General features: G+C 65.4%; 16 protein-coding genes. 12 read left to right on the top strand and 4 right to left on the bottom strand.

The genetic code is table 11. The features are described from left to right. Nucleotides 1-82 precede the first annotated feature (82 nt). On the top strand, nucleotides 83-472 hold the full coding sequence (locus ABZ677_RS03440) for a MarR family transcriptional regulator (protein WP_037195957.1): 390 nt from the start codon (nucleotides 83-85) through the stop codon (nucleotides 470-472). A 2-nt stretch (nucleotides 473-474) separates the two neighbouring features. Here ABZ677_RS03440 and ABZ677_RS03435 read toward each other — a convergent pair whose 3' ends face one another. The 4 genes from ABZ677_RS03435 to ABZ677_RS03420 are packed head-to-tail and all read right to left on the bottom strand — an operon-like array spanning nucleotide 475 to nucleotide 3,739. Then, nucleotides 475-696 (bottom strand): autophagy-related protein 2, encoded by a 222-nt coding sequence (locus ABZ677_RS03435; protein WP_094635220.1) that lies wholly within the window; start codon nucleotides 694-696, stop codon nucleotides 475-477. A gap of 37 nt (nucleotides 697-733) precedes the next feature. Beyond that, nucleotides 734-1,393, bottom strand: a complete 660-nt coding sequence (locus ABZ677_RS03430; RefSeq protein WP_037196234.1) for a response regulator transcription factor — start codon at nucleotides 1,391-1,393, stop codon at nucleotides 734-736. Further along, nucleotides 1,390-2,559, bottom strand: coding sequence for a DUF5931 domain-containing protein (locus ABZ677_RS03425; protein WP_358366621.1), 1,170 nt, complete (start codon nucleotides 2,557-2,559; stop codon nucleotides 1,390-1,392). Before ABZ677_RS03425 ends, ABZ677_RS03430 begins: the two co-directional genes overlap by 4 nt. After that, nucleotides 2,546-3,739 (bottom strand): AI-2E family transporter, encoded by a 1,194-nt coding sequence (locus ABZ677_RS03420; RefSeq protein WP_170945806.1) that lies wholly within the window; start codon nucleotides 3,737-3,739, stop codon nucleotides 2,546-2,548. Before ABZ677_RS03420 ends, ABZ677_RS03425 begins: the two co-directional genes overlap by 14 nt. Before the next feature lie 142 nt (nucleotides 3,740-3,881). Between ABZ677_RS03420 and ABZ677_RS03415 the strand changes: the two genes are divergently transcribed. The 11 genes from ABZ677_RS03415 (at nucleotide 3,882) to ABZ677_RS03365 (ending at nucleotide 13,876) form a co-directional block, all read left to right on the top strand. Further along, nucleotides 3,882-5,357 carry an adenylate/guanylate cyclase domain-containing protein gene (locus tag ABZ677_RS03415; protein ID WP_037196235.1) on the top strand — a complete coding sequence of 492 codons (1,476 nt, stop codon included), beginning with the start codon at nucleotides 3,882-3,884 and terminating at the stop codon, nucleotides 5,355-5,357. A 9-nt stretch (nucleotides 5,358-5,366) separates the two neighbouring features. Continuing rightward, nucleotides 5,367-6,497, top strand: a complete 1,131-nt coding sequence (locus ABZ677_RS03410; protein ID WP_037195966.1) for a YbhN family protein — start codon at nucleotides 5,367-5,369, stop codon at nucleotides 6,495-6,497. A 111-nt stretch (nucleotides 6,498-6,608) separates the two neighbouring features. Beyond that, nucleotides 6,609-7,160, top strand: a complete 552-nt coding sequence (locus tag ABZ677_RS03405) for a YceI family protein (RefSeq protein ID WP_037195967.1) — start codon at nucleotides 6,609-6,611, stop codon at nucleotides 7,158-7,160. A 103-nt stretch (nucleotides 7,161-7,263) separates the two neighbouring features. Beyond that, nucleotides 7,264-7,638 (top strand): DUF3054 domain-containing protein, encoded by a 375-nt coding sequence (locus tag ABZ677_RS03400; RefSeq protein ID WP_358366618.1) that lies wholly within the window; start codon nucleotides 7,264-7,266, stop codon nucleotides 7,636-7,638. Between the two features lie 150 nt (nucleotides 7,639-7,788). Beyond that, complete coding sequence (gene nhaA, locus ABZ677_RS03395; RefSeq protein ID WP_037195971.1) at nucleotides 7,789-9,099, top strand: Na+/H+ antiporter NhaA; 1,311 nt, start codon at nucleotides 7,789-7,791, stop codon at nucleotides 9,097-9,099. Between the two features lie 42 nt (nucleotides 9,100-9,141). After that, the gene (locus tag ABZ677_RS03390; protein WP_358366617.1) at nucleotides 9,142-10,239 is read left to right on the top strand and encodes a serine hydrolase domain-containing protein; all 1,098 of its coding nucleotides are present in this window, start codon (nucleotides 9,142-9,144) and stop codon (nucleotides 10,237-10,239) included. 66 nt (nucleotides 10,240-10,305) lie between these two features. After that, a complete protein-coding gene (locus ABZ677_RS03385; protein WP_358366615.1) occupies nucleotides 10,306-11,559 on the top strand; it encodes an APC family permease in 1,254 nt (417 codons plus the stop codon). 31 nt (nucleotides 11,560-11,590) lie between these two features. Beyond that, entirely contained in the window at nucleotides 11,591-11,956 is a 366-nt protein-coding gene (locus tag ABZ677_RS03380; protein ID WP_358366613.1) for a metalloregulator ArsR/SmtB family transcription factor, read from the top strand. Then, nucleotides 11,953-13,041, top strand: a complete 1,089-nt coding sequence (gene arsB / locus ABZ677_RS03375; RefSeq protein ID WP_037195985.1) for an ACR3 family arsenite efflux transporter — start codon at nucleotides 11,953-11,955, stop codon at nucleotides 13,039-13,041. Before ABZ677_RS03380 ends, arsB begins: the two co-directional genes overlap by 4 nt. Continuing rightward, nucleotides 13,041-13,463 (top strand): arsenate reductase ArsC, encoded by a 423-nt coding sequence (locus tag ABZ677_RS03370; protein ID WP_358366611.1) that lies wholly within the window; start codon nucleotides 13,041-13,043, stop codon nucleotides 13,461-13,463. The genes arsB and ABZ677_RS03370 overlap by 1 nt, the downstream gene beginning before the upstream one ends. Next, nucleotides 13,460-13,876 carry a low molecular weight phosphatase family protein gene (locus tag ABZ677_RS03365; RefSeq protein WP_358366609.1) on the top strand — a complete coding sequence of 139 codons (417 nt, stop codon included), beginning with the start codon at nucleotides 13,460-13,462 and terminating at the stop codon, nucleotides 13,874-13,876. Before ABZ677_RS03370 ends, ABZ677_RS03365 begins: the two co-directional genes overlap by 4 nt. Nucleotides 13,877-13,878: the final 2 nt, after the last annotated feature.

Below are 13,878 nucleotides of genomic sequence, written 5' to 3'. Positions count from 1 at the left end.
GCCCGACGGCGCGGCGATGGATGGTGACCGAACCTTCGCGGAATTCTGTGTGGGGAGCGCTACCAACGGGTAGGTGAGACAGATGCGAGTGACACTGCAATCCACCGGCAACGCCCCCGCCACCGAGGTCTGGGAGCGCTACATGGAACCGACGGCCTGGAAGACCTGGGCACCGCAGATCATCGGCGTCGAGTACCGCGGCGAGCGTCTGGACGCCGACACCACCGGCCGAGTGCTGGGGCCACTGGGCCTGCCGATCGATTTTCGGGTGCATTCGGTCGACGAGCAGTCCTGGACGTGGGCGTGGTCGGCGTGGTTCCAGAACCAGGCCATCGGGGTGGACCTGACGCACGGCGTCGTCTCCCGACCCAGCGGCACCAGGGCGTGGTTGACGATCGACGGCCCGCTGCCGCTGGTTCTGCCGTACGTGCCCGTCGCCAAGTTCGCGCTCGGCAGGTTGTGCAGTCGGTAGAGCTACTCGGACCGTGTGACGGTCTTCTCCTCGGACTTGTCGGCCACGTCGGTCGGCTCGGGCGTCGGGAGCGAGGAATCCTCACCCGATCCGTCCAGATGGCCGTCGAACTCATCGATCGCCTCGTCGCGTTCGGCACCGGTCTGATCGAGATCGGCGTCGACGCCTTTCGAGTGCTTCGCCGGGTCGACGGTGGTGTCCACTGCATTCTTGTTGTCGGTCATGGGATGCAGAGTGCCCCTGAGCTACCGACGCAAACCCTCACAGCCCTTTTTCGATGGCGTATCGGGTCAGTTCGACGCGGTTCGCCAGCTGCAGTTTTCGCAGGGTCGCCTGGACGTGATTCTCGACGGTCCGATGACTGAGCGTCAATCGCGTCGCAATCTGTTTGGCGCTCAAACCCTTTGCTACCAGTCGCAACACCTCGGTCTCGCGGTCGGTCAGCGTGGGGCGAGCGTCGGATTCCGGTTCGGGCGACGACGACATCCGCCGGAACTCCCCGAGCACCAGGCCCGCGAGACCGGGAGTGAACACCGCCTGCCCGGCCGAGGTGGCGCGGACGGCGTCGAACAGTTCCTCGGCCGATGCACTCTTGACCAGGTAACCCGTCGCACCGGCCTTGATGGCGTCGAGCACGTCGTTGCGTTCTGCGGACGCCGAGAGCACGAGGATCTTCGTCTGCGGCGACGCGTCGAGCACGGCGACGGTGGCATCGGCTCCGTTGCCGTCGGGTAGGTGCATGTCCATCAGCACGACGTCGGGAGTGGTTGCTCGGGCGCGGCGCCGCGCAGCGGCGACGCCGTCCGCGGTGGCGACGACCCTGAATCCGGCGGCCTCGAGATCCCGGGCGACGCCGTCCCGCCACATCGGATGGTCGTCGACGACCATCACCGCGATCTCGGCATTCGCTTCCTCTGTCATCCCGGTCCCTTCGCTCGCGGAATGCGGATCTCCCATTCGGTTCCCTCGCCCTCGTCGGTGTCGAGTATCGCAGTACCGCCGAGAGATTCGACGCGGCCGAGTATCGACTTCGAGACACCCATTCGACCCTCGGCCTCGGCGGCGGCGAGCCGTCCGGCAGGGATTCCGCGGCCGTCGTCGCGGATACTGACGATCAATTCCCCGTCGACGTCCTCGAGCAACACGTAGGCCTTCGCATCGGCTCCCGCGTGGAGCTCGACGTTGGACAGTGCGGTTGCCACGACAGCGGCGAGTTCATCGGCGACCTCGGATTCGACGAGAACCGGATCGGCAGGCGTCGAGACGGAGATCGAGGTGCCCGCCTGAGTCCTCAGTAGTGCTCTGACGTCGACGATCGAGCCGGTGTGATCACCACGCGGAGCCGCCTGTTCCGAGATGAGCACGCGCAGAGCGACTTCCTGCTCGCCGGCCAGCTCGGCGAGTTCGGCTGCACGCCCGCCTATTTCGAGACCACGCCGTCGCACCAGCGCCAGCACCTGCAGCACCCCGTCGTGCACCTGCCGGGCCAGCCGTTCTCGCTCCTCGGTGATCGCGGCCGATCGTGCTGCGCGACGCAATTCCTCGTGGGCGCGCCGGGCGGTGTTCGACGCCATGCCCAGCGCCAGGCCGGCCGAGAGCAGCACCGGGGCGGTGGCATCGGACCAGAGGTCGGAGTCGAAGCGGTCGCGGACGAGTGCGCTGACCACCGACATCGCTACCCCGGATGCGATTCCTCCTCTGGGGCCCAACAGGATTGCGGCCGAGATGACTGCATTGGTCGCCCACAGTGTGGTCGGCAGGGTTTGGCGGGTGCTGTACCAGTCGTAGTCGGCCACCAATCTCGTCGATGCCATCAGCGCGATCACGATGACCTGATCGGCGAGGACCACCTGCCAGCGCGGAAGCGAGGCGCGCGCGAGCATCAGAGCCGACGCGCCCGACCACACCGCCATCAGTGCCACCAACATCCAGCTCAACCGTGGATTGGTGTAGTTGTCGACGGTGGCCACCTGGTAGCCGATGGCATAGACGAGGGTGACCAGCCGAAAGGCCTGGGAGGCCCGCCACAGCGGGGAGTCGGGATCGGACGAGGTGAGCGTGGTCCGTGCCCGGTCAGCCGTCCGCATCGGTCTTCGGACCTGCAGTCTTCGTATCCGGGATCTTCAGCTGTCCCTTGGCAAGCCGATCCGGCTCGTCGCTCCCGGGCGGAGTGTGTGGGTCGCTCGGCTCGGCGGAATACAGCGGGTCGGGTACCTCGAGTTCCTCGTAGACCTCGTCCGGGTCGTCGGCGAGCAGTGACCGCACGGCGGTGTTGAGGACGGCGACGATCGGCACCGCCAGCAGTCCGCCGACGATGCCCGCGAGCAGAATGCCGACGGTGATGGACAGAACCACCGCCAACGGGTGCAGCCGCACGGCGCGGCCCAGCAGGAGTGGTTGCAGCACATGGCCTTCGAGCTGCATCACGGCCACCACGATGCCGAGGGTGATGACCGCGGTGATCAGCCCCTTGGTCACGAGTGCGATGAACACCGCGACGAATCCGGTCAGCACCGCACCGATGATCGGGATGAATGCTCCGATGAACACCAACGAGGCCAGTGGGAGTGCCAGTGGCACACCGAGAATGGCCAGCCCGGCTCCGATGCCGATGGCATCGGCGGCTGCGACGGCAACCGTCGCTCGGACGTATCCCACCAGAGACCCGAAGCCCTGGATGCCCGCGGTGCGGATCTTCCTGCGGGCTGCGGTCGGGGCAAGCCGGGTGACGAACTGCCAGATCTGATCGCCGCCGTACAGGAAGAAGATCAGAGTGAACAGGGTGAGCAATGCGCCGGTGAGTATCTCGCCGATCACCGCCGCCGTGGTCAACGCTCCGCTGGTGACGGCTTCCTGGTTGTCCTGAACGACCTTCACCAAGTTGTCGGTGGCCTGCCGAATCTGATCCTCGCTGATGTGCAGCGGGCCGTTGCTGAGCCATTCTTCGATGCCGTTGATGGACTGGGTGAACTGATCGCCCACCTGCGGCAGGCCCTCGATGAACTGCTCGACGATGAAGGTCATGATTCCGGCAACGACGCCGATGCTGGCGATGATCACGACGATCACCGCAACAGCACGTGGTACTCCGCGTCGGTGCATCCAATCGACGACGGGAACGAGCATCGCCGACGCGAGCAGCGCCAGACCCAACGGAATGACGACGGTGCTGAGCTTGGCCACCACCAGGCAAAAAGTGATGAATCCGGCAAACAGGACAAGCAGTCGCCATGTCCATTCCGCGCCGACCCGCACCAGCGGATGCACCGAATCCGCCGCCGAAGTGGGGCCCGGGGACGCCCCCGTACCTTGCGCCCGCAACTCGTCGGTGCTCACCCGCTAAATTTAACCTGTGCTGGCATCTTTCCGAGCGGTCTCGCTCACCCTGAAGAGTCGCTGGCCGCTCTATATGCTCTCCATGCTCATCGCCAACGTCTTCGGCGCGGTGCTCGTGTTCGCCTTCGTGCGGTACGGCCTACCCATCCCCGAATCGGACTCGATCGTCGCCGACCGTGTCCGCAACGTGTACATCTTCGGGGCGTATCTGCTGGTGGCCCTCGTCGTCAGCATGATCTACGCGTACTTCCTCCTGCGCTCGGTGATCAGGTGGCAGCTCCGCGGTGGCCCGCCCACCCGCAAGGAGCAGATGACGACGCTGCACGCGCCGTTGCGGCAGGCGATCGTGCATCTGATTCTGTGGATCATCGGCGGCATCATCTTCGTGCTGTTGACCATCGCCGAGATGCCGTCACTGTCGATCGCCGTCATCGTCACCGTCGGAATGGCCGCGACGGTCACCTTCGGATTCACGTACATGCTCGGCGAGCGCATCCTGCGGCCGGTCGCGGCACTGGCGTTGAGCGAGGGCCGATTCGATCGCACGATGACGCCCGGCGTCGGTACTCGCATGGCCATGACGTGGGGCCTGGGCACCTTGATGCCCGTCATCGGCATCATCCTGCTGTGCGCCACGCAGCTGACCACCGATCTGGTGTTCTCCCCCAACGCACTCGCCGTGGCCATCATCCTGCTCAGCGTGCTCGCCATCGTGCAGGCATTCGTGCTCTCGATGCTCACCGCGAGCCAGATCTCCGACCCGATCAGTCAGCTGCACAGCGCCATCGAGCGAGTTCAGCGCGGCGAGACCGACGTCGAGGTCGATGTGTTCGACGGATCCGAGATCGGACGCCTCCAGGTGGGCTTCAACCGAATGATGGAGGAATCGGCGGAACGACGCGTCCTGCGAGAGCTGTTCGGCCAACACGTCGGTGAGGACGTGGCGCGTCGAGCATTGCAGTTCGGAACCGAGCTCGGCGGCGAGACACGATTCGTCGCAGTGCTGTTCGTCGACATGGTCGGCTCCACCGCCACCGCCTCCGAGCGCCCACCGAGCGAGGTCGTGGTGTTGCTCAACGAGTTCTTCCGGGTGGTCGTCGACGTCGTCGGGCGTCATCACGGGTTCGTCAACAAGTTCATGGGCGACGCTGCCCTCGCGATCTTCGGTGCCCCACTGGATCGTCCCGACGCGCCGACCGCCGCGCTCGCCGCCGCGCGTGAGCTGCGATTCGCGTTGGACGAGATCACCGGCCTCGACATCGGCATCGGCGTATCCGCGGGGCTGGCCGTCGCCGGCAACATCGGTGCGTCGGAGCGCTTCGAGTACACGGTCATCGGAGACCCGGTCAACGAGGCGTCGCGGCTCACCGAGCTGGCGAAACTGCGTCCCGGACGCGTCCTGGCGTCGACCTCGGCCCTGTACTTCGCCGACGACGAGGAACAGGAACAGTGGGAATTGGGAGACCAGGTGCAACTGCGTGGTCGACGACGTGCAACCCATCTGGCCTGGCCGGTGGAGTATCCCGATTCCTCCTCGAGCGACGGTTAGTCTGACAGGGTGCCCGACCCCAGTTCCACCCGCGGACCAGCAGTACGGCGTCCGCGAAACCGACTCCGGTGGGTCAAATGGATCGCCGGAATCGCACTGGTGGCGCTGCTGGTGGGCGAGGGGATCTACCTCTGGCCGCGACTTCACGAATCCTGGACCGCCGTCCGCGAAATCCACTGGGGTTGGCTGGCGGCCTGCGTGTTCGCGCAGGCGGTGTCGCTGAGCGCGTTCGGCCGAGTACAGAAGCAGTTGCTCGACGCAGGCGGAGTGAAGGTACGCCAGCGCAAGTCCGTGGCCGTCATCTACGGCAGCACCGCGATGGCGCTCACCCTCCCCGCCGGGCAGGTGTTCTCCACCGCGTTCACCTATCGCGAGACACGCCGCTGGGGAGCGAGCCCGGTCGTCGCGTCCTGGCAGCTGGCCATCTCGGGCGTGATCGCCGCGGCCGGACTGGCCGTCCTCGGAGTCGCCGGAGGATTGGTCGTCGGTAGCTCCTTCAACACGTTCACCGTGGTGCTCCCGATCGCGGGCGTCATCGCCATCGTCGCCGCCGTTCGCTACATCTCCAATCACCCCGAGTCGATCAAGAGCATCGCGCGCTGGGGATTGCACAGATACAACGCGTTCCGTAATCAAGAGCTCGACGCCGGGGCCGAGGCAATCGACAAGATCATCGGCCAGATTCAATCCGTCCAGCTCGGCAAACGCGACGGCGCGCTCACTCTGTCGTGGTCGGCCGTGCATCGACTCGCGGACGTCGCCTGCCTGGCGTTCGCGTGCTTCGCCGTCGGCGCGGATCCCCGGCTGTCGGGATTGCTGATCGCGTTCGCGGCGGGCAAGGCCGTGGGATCGGTTCCGCTCGCGCCCGGCGGCCTGGTGGTGGTCGACGCGACCCTCATCGCGTTTCTCACCAGCGCCGCTTCGATCAGCGCATCGCAGGCCGTCGCCTCCGCGCTGGTGTACCGCGGCGTGAGCTTCATCCTCGTCGCGATCGTCGGGTGGATCGTGTTCCTCGTACTGTTCCGGGGGCATCAGCACGCCGATCTCGAATTCGACATCGCGCTCGAACAGCAGGAGACCGCCGAGCTGCGGCGTACCGAGGACATCCGCGACGCCAAGGGCGATCCGGAACCCGCATAGCCACCCCCGAGCGGTATGGCTTCCGTCACTTCGTGTTCACCCGGAATATATACGGACCCCGGTCCGCTTGTGTACTATGAGCATTGAAACTTCAACCCACTAGGAGCCACCATGACCACCGCCATCGCACTTCCCGAGCTCACCGCAGGCACCTGGGCCATCGACGCAACCCACTCCACCGTCGGATTCACCGTCCGCCACCTGGTCGTCAGCAAGGTCCGTGGCCGCTTCCAGACCTTCACCGGCACCATCACCGTCGACGCCGACGGCACCCCGTCCGTCGACGCCGAGATCGACGTCGCGTCCATCACCACCGACAACGCCCAGCGCGACGGCCACCTCAAGACCGCAGACTTCTTCGAGGTCGAGAAGTTCCCCACCGCGACGTTCAAGTCCACCTCGGTCAAGGCCGACGGCGGAGACTTCATCGTCACCGGTGACTTCACCCTCCACGGCGTCACCAACTCCATCGATCTGAAGCTCGAGTTCAACGGCGTCAACGCCGGAATGGGCAACGGACCGGTCGCCGGCTTCGAGGCCAGCACCGTCATCAACCGCAAGGACTTCGGCATCAGCATCGACATGCCCCTCGAAGGCGGCGGCGCAGTCGTCGGCGACAAGATCACGCTGAACCTCGAAATCGAAGCCGGACTGCAGGCGTAATCCTCCTCCGCTTCACCCCTCCCCCGTCGGGAAGGTCCGCCGAAAGGCCCGCACCGCATTTGCCGGTGCGGGCCTTTCGCTGTCGGTGTCTACAGTGGTGCGCGTGAAGTTTCGTTCTCCCGTAGTTGCCGGCGTCCTCGATCTGGCCATGGTCCTGCTGTTCGCCGCGATCGGTCGGCGCAGTCACGCCGAAGCCACCGCACTGTCCGGCCTGTTCCACACCGCGTGGCCGTTCGTCGTCGGTGCCGCCATCGGCTGGATCATCGCGTTTGCCCTGTACCGCAACAAGTTCGACGCGTTCCTCATCGTCCCGACGGGCATCGTCGTGTGGGTGATGACGGTCGCGGTCGGCATGGTGTTGCGTGCACTGACCGGGCAGGGAACAGCCGGATCGTTCATCGTCGTGGCAACCCTGTCCACCGCAGTTCTGCTGCTGGGTTGGCGTGCGCTGGCGAAATTCGTGCCCAGCGTTCGGTGACTGAAGAGTTCGTCGGGAACGGCCTCGACGCGATAGGATGATCCACGGTGCGCCGGGAAGTCTGGTCGGCAACGACTTTGCGCTGCGTACTTGCCATCTGAAGTTCGGTCGGTTCGCAACGCGACGAAGCTACCGAAAGGCGTTGTCACCGTGACAGATTCATCCAGTTCCAAGACGCGATTGCCGTTGTTCTCCCGCGGCTCGTGGTCCGAGGCAGACCGGGTCGCGCAGATCCTGCGCAAGGAAACCGTCGGCGGTGCATTGCTCCTCGTCGCCACTCTTGTCGCCTTGATCTGGGCCAACTCACCCTGGTCCGCTGCCTACGACTCGCTGATGAGCACCCGAGTCGGACCCTCGGCGCTGCACCTCGATCTGACCCTGTCGACGTGGGCCGCCGATGGACTGCTGGCCATCTTCTTCTTCGTCGTCGGACTCGAACTGAAGCGAGAATTCGTCGCAGGAGATCTCCGCGATCCCGCACGCGCCGCACTACCTGTCGCCGCGGCCGTCGGCGGAATGGCAGTTCCAGCAGTCATTTTCGTGCTGATCAACCTCGGCACCGGAGACGGCGCACTGCTCGGTTGGGCAATCCCCACCGCGACCGACATCGCGTTCGCCGTTGCCGTCCTCGCCGTGATCAGTACCCACCTGCCGACCGCGCTACGGACCTTCCTGCTGACGTTGGCTGTGGTCGACGACCTTCTCGCCGTCAGCGTCATCGCCATCTTCTACACCGACGACATCAACTTCATCGCGCTCGGCCTGACACTGATTCCGCTCGCGCTGTTCGCCGTCGCCGTACAGATGCGCGTCCGCTCGTGGTGGATTCTCATCCCGCTGGCGGTCGTGACCTGGGTACTCATGCACGAGTCCGGCGTTCACGCCACCGTCGCGGGTGTGCTGCTCGGCTTCGCTGTTCCGGTCATGCGCAGCAAAGCCAACGGTGGCCCCGAAGCAGGCCCCGGCCTCGCCGAGCACTTCGAGCACAAGATCCGGCCCATCTCCGCGGGCATCGCGGTTCCCCTGTTCGCATTCTGTGCGGCCGGTGTGACCGTCGGCGGATTCTCCGGCCTGGCCAGCGCGCTGACCGATCCGATCGCCATCGGCATCATCGCAGGCCTCGTCATCGGCAAGGCCGTCGGCATCTTCGGCACCACCTACCTCGTCTCGCGGTTCACCCGGGCCACACTGGATGCCGGACTGAAATGGCTCGACGTCCTGGGCGTCTCGATGCTCGCGGGTATCGGATTCACCGTCTCGCTGCTGATCGGAGACCTCGCCTTCGGTGAGGGAACCGAGCGCGACGACCACGTCAAGGTCGGTGTGCTGACCGGTTCGATCATCGCCGCCTCGCTGGCCGCCGTCATCCTGCGCAGCCGCAACAAGGCGTACCGGGACATCTACGTCGAAGAAACCCGCGACGACGATCACGACGGCATCCCGGACGTGTATCAGAAGTAGCGGGCGCTGGAATCCGGACCGCTCCGGTGACACGATGAGACCGTGAGCGAGACCGTGCGCGAACTGTTGACCCGGCACATCGACGCAGGACTGATGCCGGGGGCAACAGCGCTTCTGGGTGGCCCCGATGCGGAACCCGTCGCGGTCGGGTCATCGGCGGTCGGCGGTCCACCGATGGCGGTCGACGCACTGGTCCGGATTCAGTCGATGACCAAGATCGTCACCGGTGTGGCCGCCCTGCGGCTCGTGGAGGCGGGCCGGCTGACGCTCGACGACGACGTCGCGCCCTGGCTTCCCGAACTCGCCGACCGCCCTGTGCTCACCCGTCCCGACGCTGCACTCGACGACACCGTTCCGCAGGACCGGCCGATCACGTTGCGGCACTTGCTCACCAACACCAGTGGGTACGGAATTCAGATGGGAGACACCCCGCTTGCTCGGGCGATGCGGGCCAACGACACGGAGGCCGGCCCCGCGCCGTCTCCGCTCGGCGCGGACGAGTGGTCGGCACGCATTGCGGATCTTCCGCTGGCTTTTCAGCCCGGTACCGGGTGGCGCTACCACCACGGCTTCGCGATCCTCGGCATCCTCGTCTCTCGTATCGTCGGCCGGTCTCTGCAGGATCATCTCCGCGACGACCTGTTCGGGCCACTCGACATGCCCGACACCGGACTGTGGGTACCCACCGACCGATGCCATCGCCTGACGGCGGCCTACCGGTACGAGGACGGGTCGTTGATCGAGACCGAACCCGCCGCGGGCGGATCCTATGCGGGACCGCCCCCAGTCGACGTGAGTCATGGCGAGTTGGTGTCGACCGTGACCGATTTTCACCGCTTTCTCCGTGCTGTCCCGACATCCGTGTCGACCGAGCACCTGGAGCTGATGACACACGACCAGGTGCCTGCGTCGATCAAGACCGACGACAGTTTCTACCCGGGCTTCTGGCCGGGTACGGGGTGGGGATTCGGCGTCTCGGTCGTCACCGAAGGAGAGCACCTCGGCCGTTACGGATGGTCCGGCGGGCAGGGCACCGACTTCTTCGTCGACCCGGACGGGACGGTCGGCATCCTGCTGACGCAGACCGAATTGTGCGAGGCCACCTTCGCGCTGCTGTCGGAGTTCCAGGAACTGCGCTGACAGGATCGACGCCGAGTCGAGTGCAGCACCTACAGTTGTCGCCGTGATCGACGATCGGTTCCCGGCATGACGAATCCGCCATCGCTCAGCCGTCGACTCGGGCTGTTCGACGCCATCGCCATCGGTGTCGGTTCGATGGTCGGAGCCGGGGTGTTCGCGGCGTTCGCCCCCGCATCGGCCGTCGCGGGCACGGGTCTGCTGATCGGTCTCGCCATCGCCGCGGTCGTCGCGTTCTGCAACGCCACCGCGTCGGCTCAGCTCGCCGCGCAGTATCCGACGTCGGGCGGAACGTACGTCTACGGCCGAGAGCGGCTCGGCGAGTGGCCCGGCTTTCTGGCCGGGTGGAGCTTCGTCATCGGCAAAACCGCCAGTTCCGCAGCCACGGCGCTGGTGTTCGCGGCCTACATCGCACCTGCCGGGTACACGAAAGTCGTTGCTGTTCTTGCCATCGTTGCGTTGACGGCAGTGAACTACTTCGGCATCACCCGCACGGCCGTGCTGACGAAGATTCTGGTCGCCGCCGTGCTCACCGTGCTCGTCGTGGGTGTCGTCCTGGGACTCACCGGCTCGATCGAGCCGAACGTCGCCGGGCTCGGCTCGTTCCCCGACAGTGGGTGGTACGGAATTCTGCAGTCGGCCGGCCTGTTGTTCTTCGCCTTCGCCGGCTACGCGCGCATTGCCACCCTGGGTGAGGAGGTCGTCCGGCCCGAGCGCACCATTCCGCGCGCCATCGTCTCCGCCCTGGGTATCGCACTACTGGTCTATGCGGTGATTGCACTGACCCTGTTGTCGGTACTGGGCTCCGACTCACTGGCGTCATCGTCGGCTCCTCTGGTCGATCTGGTTGTGGCCTCCGGACATTCGTGGGCGTCGCCGGTGATGCGCATCGGTGCCGGCCTGGCTGCGCTGGGAGCGTTGCTCGCGCTGATCGCAGGCATCGGCCGCACCTCACTGGCGATGGCCCGCCACCACGACCTGCCGTCGTACCTGGCCGCGGTCCACCCCCGCTACTCGGTTCCGCATCGCGCCGAGATCACTCTGGCAGTGATCGTCTGCGTCCTCGTTCTCGTCGTCGATCTGCGGAACGCCATCGGTTTCTCGTCGTTCGGGGTGTTGCTGTACTACCTGGTGGCCAATCTCAGCGCCTTCACTCAGGATGCCGCGCACCGCCGCTACCCACGGGCCCTGCAGATCCTCGGCAGCATCGGGTGCGTGGTTCTGATCGCCACGCTGCCCGCCACCTCCATTGCCGTCGGAACCGTCGTGGTCGTGCTCGGTGTCGCCTATCGGCTGATCCGCGTTCGGCAACTGTTCACTTGACGACTGATTCGACAAACGTCAATATAGACAAATGTCGAATCAAGACCGGTCGTCCCTCGACGGTGACTGCTGCTCGCCGCTGATCCGCGAACCCCTGAACGCGGATTGGGCCGGAGGTCTCGCCCGCATGTTCAAAGCACTGGGAGATCCCGTCCGGCTGCGGCTGCTCAGCCTCGTTGCCAGCCATGCAGGCGGCGAAGCGTGTGTCTGCGATATTTCCCCCGCATTCGACCTGTCGCAGCCCACCATCTCCCATCACCTCAAGGTGTTGCGCGAGGCAGGGCTGCTCGACTGCGAACGACGCGGTACCTGGGTCTACTACTCGGTGATTCCCGCTGCACTGCAACAACTGTCGGCAGTGCTCAACGCTGCGGAGTCCACGGAGGTCATGGCATGAGTACGACGACCGATACTGCCGTAGTCGGCAAGCTCTCCACCCTCGACCGGTTCCTACCCGTGTGGATCGGCGTGGCCATGGTTGTGGGCCTGCTCCTGGGACGCATGATCCCCGGAATGGACGACGCGCTGTCCACCATCTCCATCGACGGCGTCTCGCTCCCCATCGCCATCGGACTGCTGATCATGATGTATCCGGTGCTGGCCAAGGTCCGCTACGACCGCCTCGACACCGTCACCGGAGACAAGCGCCTACTGATCGGATCGCTGGTCCTCAACTGGATCCTCGGTCCGGCCCTGATGTTCGCTCTCGCATGGCTTTTCCTGCCGGATCTACCCGAGTACCGCACCGGGCTCATCATCGTCGGTCTGGCCCGATGCATCGCGATGGTCATCATCTGGAACGACCTCGCCTGCGGCGACCGGGAAGCCGCCGCGGTTCTGGTGGCGATCAACTCGGTGTTCCAGGTCTTCATGTTCGCCATCCTCGGATGGTTCTACCTCTCCGTCCTGCCGGGCTGGCTCGGGTTGGAACAGACGACCATCGAAGCCTCGCCCTGGCAGATCGCGAAATCGGTGCTGATCTTCCTCGGAATCCCGCTGATTGCGGGATTCGCCTCGCGCTTCTTCGGTGAACGCGCCAAGGGCCGCGAGTGGTACGAGGAGAAGTTCATCCCCAGGATTGCCCCGTGGGCGCTCTACGGCCTGCTGTTCACCATCGTCATTCTCTTTGCGCTGCAGGGCGATCAGATCACGTCACAGCCCTTCGACGTGGTGCGTATCGCGCTGCCACTGCTGGTGTACTTCGCGGTGATGTGGGGCGGCGGCTACGCCCTCGGTGCCGCGATGGGTCTGGGCTACGAGCGCACCACCACCCTCGCGTTCACCGCTGCAGGCAACAACTTCGAGCTTGCGATCGCCGTCGCCATCGCGACCTACGGCGCGACATCCGGGCAGGCACTCGCCGGAGTCGTCGGACCACTCATCGAGGTGCCGGTCTTGGTCGGCCTCGTCTACGTCTCGCTCGCACTGCGTAAACGCTTCGCCCCCAGTACGTCCGCGAACACAGTGACAAAGGAGTCCTGATGTCCGACACCCCCAGCGTTCTCTTCGTCTGCGTCCACAACGCGGGCCGATCTCAGATGGCCGCCGGTTTTCTGGCCCACCTCGCCGGCGACACCGTCGAAGTGCGTTCTGCCGGTAGCGCGCCCGCGGAAACGATCAACTCCGCGGCGGTCGAGGCCATGGCCGAGGTCGGCATCGACATCTCGTCGCAGTCTCCGAAGATCCTCACACCCGAGGCCGTCGAGACATCCGACGTCGTGATCACCATGGGCTGCGGCGACGCCTGCCCGGTGTTCCCGGGTGTGAGTTACCGCGACTGGGCTCTGGCCGATCCTGCCGGCAAAGGCGTCGAAGCCGTGCGTCCGATTCGTGACGAGATCAAGAGTCGAATCCAAGACTTGATCGCGGAATTGGTTCCAGCGAACCAGAGTTCGGCGTCATGACGACACCCAGCGTGCTGTTCGTCTGCGTCAAGAACGGCGGGAAATCTCAGATGGCCGCCGGCCTGATGCGCAGGATCGCAGGCGATTCGGTGGACGTGCACTCGGCCGGAACGAAACCGGGCGGAGCGGTCAACGCACTGTCGGCCGAGTCTCTTCTCGAAGTCGGCGTCGACCTGTCGGGCGAAGCACCCAAGCCCATCGATCCCGATCTGATCGCTCGCATGGATTACGTCGTCACTCTCGGTGGTGAGGCAAAAGTCGACGTGGTCGACGGCCCGACATTCGAGAACTGGGACACCGACGAGCCGTCCGAGCGCGGTATCGACGGCATCGAACGGATGCGTCTGGTCCGTGACGATATTGCCGCTCGCGTCGAGGAACTCGCATCTCGCATGCGCGGCACCGACGCTTGACT

This window comes from Rhodococcus sp. NPDC006774 (assembly GCF_040636045.1).
Classification (GTDB): Bacteria; Actinomycetota; Actinomycetes; order Mycobacteriales; family Mycobacteriaceae; genus Rhodococcoides.
This window is presented reverse-complemented; position numbering and strand designations above follow the sequence as displayed.